Raw genomic sequence first — 5,022 nt, 5'->3', positions numbered from 1 at the left:
GGCCACGCCCGCGCCAGAGGCCCCCGCCGTGCCCATGTCCGAGCGCCCCATGCCTCCGGGCCTGGACGCCGCGGTGATGGACCCGTCCGTGAACCCCTGTGACGACTTCTACCAGTACGCGTGTGGCGGCTGGCTGAAGGCCACGGAGATCCCCGCCGAGCGCGCGCGCTGGAGCCGCGGCTTCGAGACGGTGGCCGAGCGCAACCAGACCGTGCTGCGCGACATCCTCTCCAAGGCCGCGGAAGGGCAGGGCGAGGGCACCGCGGAAGAGAAGAAGCTGGGCGACTTCTACGGCTCCTGCATGGACGAGGCGAAGCTGGAGCAGTCGTTGCCCACGCTGCGCACGTACCTGGCGAAGCTCAACGGCCTGAAGAGCCCGCAGGCGGTGGCCGGCGCGGTGGCCTGGCTGCACGCGCACGACGTGAACGCGCTGTTCCGCGTGGGGTCGGATCAGGACCAGAAGGACGCCACGCAGGTCATCGCCGTGGTGGACGCGGGCGGGCTGGGCCTGCCGGACCGCGACTACTACCTCAAGCCCGACGTGAAGATGCGCGAGGCGCGCAACGCCTACCAGGCGCACGTGCAGAAGGTCTTCGAGCTGTTGGGCGACGCGCCCTTCGTGGCCAGCCGCAAGGCCATTGGCATCCTCGCCATCGAGACGCGCCTGGCCAACGCGCGGCTGCCCAAGGAGGAGCGGCGCGAGCCGGAGAAGGTCTACCACCGCCTGGAGCGCCAGGGCCTGAAGCAACTGGCGCCCGCCTTCCAGTGGGACACGTACTTCGCGCAGGTGGGGCTGCCCGCGGGTGAAGCGCTCAACGTGACGGAGCCGAAGTTCTTCTCGGAGGTGTCCGCGCTGGTGCGCCAGCAGCGCCCCACGGACATGGGGCCGTACCTCTCCTACCACCTGGTGAAGGACGTGCAGACGGCGCTGCCCAAGGCGCTGCGCGACGAGTTCTTCCGCTTCGAGTCCTCGGTGCTCACCGGCGCCAAGGCGGACCTGGCGCGCTGGAAGAAGTGCGTGGACGCCACGGACGAAGCGCTGCCGCACGCGCTGGCCAAGCCCTTCATCGCGCGCACCTTCGGCGCGGACGGCAAGGCCACCACGCTGGACATGGTCCAGCAGATTGAGCAGTCCTTCGAGCGCAACCTGGACACGCTGTCCTGGATGGACGCGGAGACCAAGGCGCAGGCGTTGGTGAAGGTGAAGAAGATCACCAACAAGATTGGCTACCCGGACCAGTGGCGCGGCTACGACGGGCTGACGGTGACGCGCGACTCGTACCTGGACAACGTGCTGGCGGCGGACGCCTTCGAGCAGGCGCGCCAGCTGCGCAAGGTGGGCCAGCCGGTGGACCGGCAGGAGTGGTTCATGTCGCCGCCCACGGTGAACGCCTACTACAACGCGGCCACCAACGAGATTGTCTTCCCGGCGGGCATCCTCCAGCCGCCGTTCTTCGGGCGGGACGCGTCCGCGGCGGTGAACTTCGGCGCCATGGGCATGGTGGTGGGCCACGAAATCACCCACGGCTTCGATGATGAAGGCCGCCAGTTCGACGCGGACGGCAACCTGCGCACGTGGTGGACCCCGGCGTCGGACAAGGCCTTCCGCGAGCGCGTGTCGTGCGTGAAGAACCAGTACGACCAGTACACCGCCGTGGACGACGTGAAGGTGAACGGCAAGCTCACCCTGGGCGAGAACGTCGCGGACCTGGGCGGCCTCAAGCTGGCGTACGCGGCCATGGAGTCCTACCTGGCGAAGCGCCCGGAGCAGGCGGCGAAGGCGAACTCGTACCGCTTCACCCCGGGGCAGCAGTTCTTCCTCGCGCACGCGCAATCGTGGTGCTCGAAGATTCGTAATGAAGCTGCGCGGCAGCGGGCGCTGACGGATTCGCACTCGCCGGCGTTCCTGCGCGTGAAGGGGCCGGACGTGAACCTGCCGCAGTTCCAGCAGGCCTTCTCCTGCCCCGCGGGGTCGCCGATGGTGGCGCCCGCTGCGAACCGCTGTGAGGTCTGGTAAGGCTTCGGCCCTACCTGGAGGACGTCATGGGAATCTGCTCGTGGCTGGTGTTGGGCGGTATCGCAGGCTGGCTGGCCAGCATCATCAAGGGCACCAACGCCCGGATGGGGATGTTCGCCAACATCGTCGCCGGCATCGTGGGTGCCATGCTGGGCGGCTGGGTGTTCAGCTTCTTCGGTGGCCGGGGCGTGACAGGCTTCAACCTGTACTCGCTGCTGGTGGCCACGGTGGGCGCGGTCATCCTGCTGTCCATCCTGCAAGCCATCCGGAAATAGCGCCCCCGGATGTCGCGCCCTTCGCTGCCTAGAAGAGCGACAGCTGGGGTGACGTGGAGGGCCGCGCGGGGCGCCGGAAGGTGTCCGGCGCGGCCTCCGTGATGGATGAGGCGCGCATGCCCACCTTGCGCGCCGACGTCGCGAAGAGCTGGTGGATTGTTTGGGCGTAGAGCCCTTCGCCGCGCATGCGGTGCTTGAAGCGGCTGTCGGTGAGCTCCCCGCCGCGCGTCTCGCGGATGCGGTGCAGCACCCGCTCCGCGCGCAGGGGCAGCTTCGCGCGCAGGCGCTCCTCGAAGACGGCCTGCACCGGTCCGGGAAGCCGCAAGAGCGTGTAGTGCGCGCGCGTGGCGCCGGCCTCACGGGCGGCGGTGACGACCCGCGCGATGTCCTCGTCGTTGAGGCCGGGGATGATGGGGGCCACGGACACGGCCACGTCGATGCCGGCCTCCGTGAGCTTGCGGATGGTGGCCAGGCGCCGCTTCGGTGTGGCGACGAGCGGCTCCATGGCGCGCGCCAGCTCCTCGTTGTGGAAGGGGAGGCTGATGCTCACGAACAGCTTCGTCTCTGACGCCAGCCGCTGGAGCACGTCCAGGTCGCGCTCAATCAGCACGCCCTTGGTCACGATGCCCACGGGGTTGCGGTACTCGGCGCAGACCTCCAGGCACTGGCGGGTGAGCCGGAGCGACGCCTCCAGGGGCTGGTAGCAGTCCGTGACGCCGCTGAAGACGACCGTCTCTCCCTTCCACGACGGACGGTCGAAGGCTTCGCGCAAGAGCTCTGGAGCGTTGGGTTTGACGACGAGGCGCGTTTCGAAGTCGGTGCCCGCGCCGAAGTCCAGGTACTGGTGCGTGGGGCGCGCGTAGCAGTAGGCGCAGGCGTGAAGGCAGCCCCGGTACGGGTTGACGCTCCAGGAGAAGCACACGTCGGGGCTGTCGTTGCTCGCGATGATGGAGCGGCTGTGGTCCTCCCAGACTTCCAGGCGCGCGGGGGGAATCTCGTCCAGGTACTCCACCGCGGTGCTGGCCCAGGGGTTGGGCGGATTGTCGACGGGGCGGGCCTTCACCCTGCCAGGGTGTGGCTGAAAGCGCGTTCAGTCAAGACGCACGCGCGCCTTTACAGCGTGGGGGCCGCGGCCAAAGCTGCCCGGATGGCGAACTACACGGTCAAGCTCTCCAAGGCGCCGAAGGGGCATGAGATTCCACCGCTGCTGGCGGACGTCGGCGCCTGGATTGGCAATCAGTCCCATGGAACGCTGGGCTGGTTCGATGCGCTCGCGGCCGAGCCTGTTCCGAAGGAGTGGAACCCGGCGAAGGCGGACCGGCTTCACCGTGACGCCTTCGCGTTCCTCCAGCTCCCGGATGGCTCGTTGCTCGCGCTCGTGAACCCCGGCGCGGACGCTCCGTGGGCTGTGGCGTTGGTCGGTTCGGAGGGGGAGGCGCGGACGGTCGCGAACAGCCTCGAGGAGTTCCTGGCGCTGTGGGCCCGGGGCGAGACGGAGGTGTCCGACCTGGATGACGAAGAGGGGGCGTCCGGCCGCAAGGCGCTGGCTGCGTGGCTGAAGGCGAAGAAGGTCCGGGCGCCGAAGGCGAAGGACTTCGACTTCGCGGCCTGGCTGGACGGCGACGCCGTGCCCTCCGCGTCCGCGCCTCCCGCGACGGTGCACACGTTCGTTCCCACCGCGGTGATGAAGAAGCTCGGCCCGAAGGTCCAGCAACTGGCGGCGCTCATGGGACGGCGCTCGGACGACCCCGAGGTCATCGCCTACGTGACCGGTGTGCTTGGCAAGAAGGTGCCCGCGTCCACGAGTGAGAACACCGATTCGGTGAACGTCGAAGCGGCGAAGCACGGCGTCGAAATCGTCTTCTCCCACGACATCCTGAACGACGCCTTCCTGCCCATCCCGAAGACGGCCAAGACGTTCATCCCCTACGTCTCCTCCGCGTGGGTGCGCTCGAAGGTGGGCGAGGACGTCCTGGGCGTGTCGTGGAAGGTGAAGGCGGAGGCGGAGATCACGAAGCTGCTCGGCCCGCCCACCGGTCGTAGCGCCGCCTTCGCTGACGAAGACGCGCTCACCGTCGCCTATTGGGACTTCGCGCTCGACACCGCGGAGCACGTGTGGCTCACGCTCGAGTTCGACGAGTCCCTCTCCGTCACCCTCGCCGTGGACGGCGGGGGCGCCCTCGAGCGGTATCCCGACGTCACGACCGGGCTCTTCATTGGCTATGCCGCGACACGGGGCCTGCTCGATACGTCGCGATTCCCGGCGCACCGCGCACTGCTCGAGGCTGTCGCGACACGCAAGGCGAAGGGGTCGGAGTTCGTGAAGCAGGCGCTCCCGCGCGGCCTCTGGGACAACCACCTCCGCGATGCGCCGGGCCTCCGCGAGCTGGCGTGGCGGTGGTTCCACAACATGAACGGGCTGTGGATCACCGCCGACCTCAAGAAGACATTCGGAAAACGCGCGGGGCCGTTCGGTCACGACGCGCCGAAGCTCGACGACGACACCTGGGACGCCGTCGACAAGGCGGCGCCGCTCCTCGACAAGCGCTTCGCGGAGTGGCTCGCGAAGTAGCCTTCTAAGCCATCCGGGGTAAATCTTTGCCTACCCAACGAGTGCGGGCAGAGGAGATGAGACGTCGGAAGCCTCCTGGGCGGCCCAACTGCGCCAGGAGGTGGACGGCAGCAGCGTAGAAGTCCTCCCGCCGCTTCGTCAGCATGCGGCTGAAGTAC

At 68.5% G+C, this 5,022-nt stretch carries 4 protein-coding genes; 3 read left to right on the top strand and 1 reads right to left on the bottom strand.

Annotated features, from left to right (window positions below; all coding sequences use genetic code 11):
* The coding region (locus D7V77_RS40040) for a M13 family metallopeptidase (RefSeq protein WP_147452319.1) at positions 1 to 2,017 on the top strand (2,017 nt) is incomplete at its 5' end.
* A gap of 26 nt (positions 2,018 to 2,043) precedes the next feature.
* Positions 2,044 to 2,292 (top strand): GlsB/YeaQ/YmgE family stress response membrane protein, encoded by a 249-nt coding sequence (locus D7V77_RS40035; RefSeq protein WP_120581452.1) that lies wholly within the window; start codon positions 2,044 to 2,046, stop codon positions 2,290 to 2,292.
* Positions 2,293 to 2,320: 28 nt separating this feature from the next.
* On the opposite strand, the gene D7V77_RS40030 is transcribed toward D7V77_RS40035, so the two are convergent.
* Positions 2,321 to 3,355 (bottom strand): PA0069 family radical SAM protein, encoded by a 1,035-nt coding sequence (locus D7V77_RS40030; RefSeq protein ID WP_120581451.1) that lies wholly within the window; start codon positions 3,353 to 3,355, stop codon positions 2,321 to 2,323.
* A gap of 84 nt (positions 3,356 to 3,439) precedes the next feature.
* Between D7V77_RS40030 and D7V77_RS40025 the strand changes: the two genes are divergently transcribed.
* Complete coding sequence (locus tag D7V77_RS40025; RefSeq protein ID WP_120581450.1) at positions 3,440 to 4,864, top strand: hypothetical protein; 1,425 nt, start codon at positions 3,440 to 3,442, stop codon at positions 4,862 to 4,864.
* The last annotated feature ends 158 nt before the right edge of the window (positions 4,865 to 5,022 follow it).

The sequence above is a fragment of the Corallococcus sp. CA041A genome (assembly GCF_003612075.1).
GTDB classification, from domain to species: Bacteria; Myxococcota; Myxococcia; order Myxococcales; family Myxococcaceae; genus Corallococcus; species Corallococcus exiguus.
Note: the sequence above shows the minus strand (reverse complement) of the source record. Positions and strands in the feature narration are given on the sequence as shown.

Coding starts and splice junctions, on each gene's coding strand:
- D7V77_RS40035 (WP_120581452.1), top strand. CDS start 2,044: ATGGGAATCTGCTCGTGGCTGGTGTTGGGCGGTATCGCAGGCTGGCTG.
- D7V77_RS40025 (WP_120581450.1), top strand. CDS start 3,440: ATGGCGAACTACACGGTCAAGCTCTCCAAGGCGCCGAAGGGGCATGAG.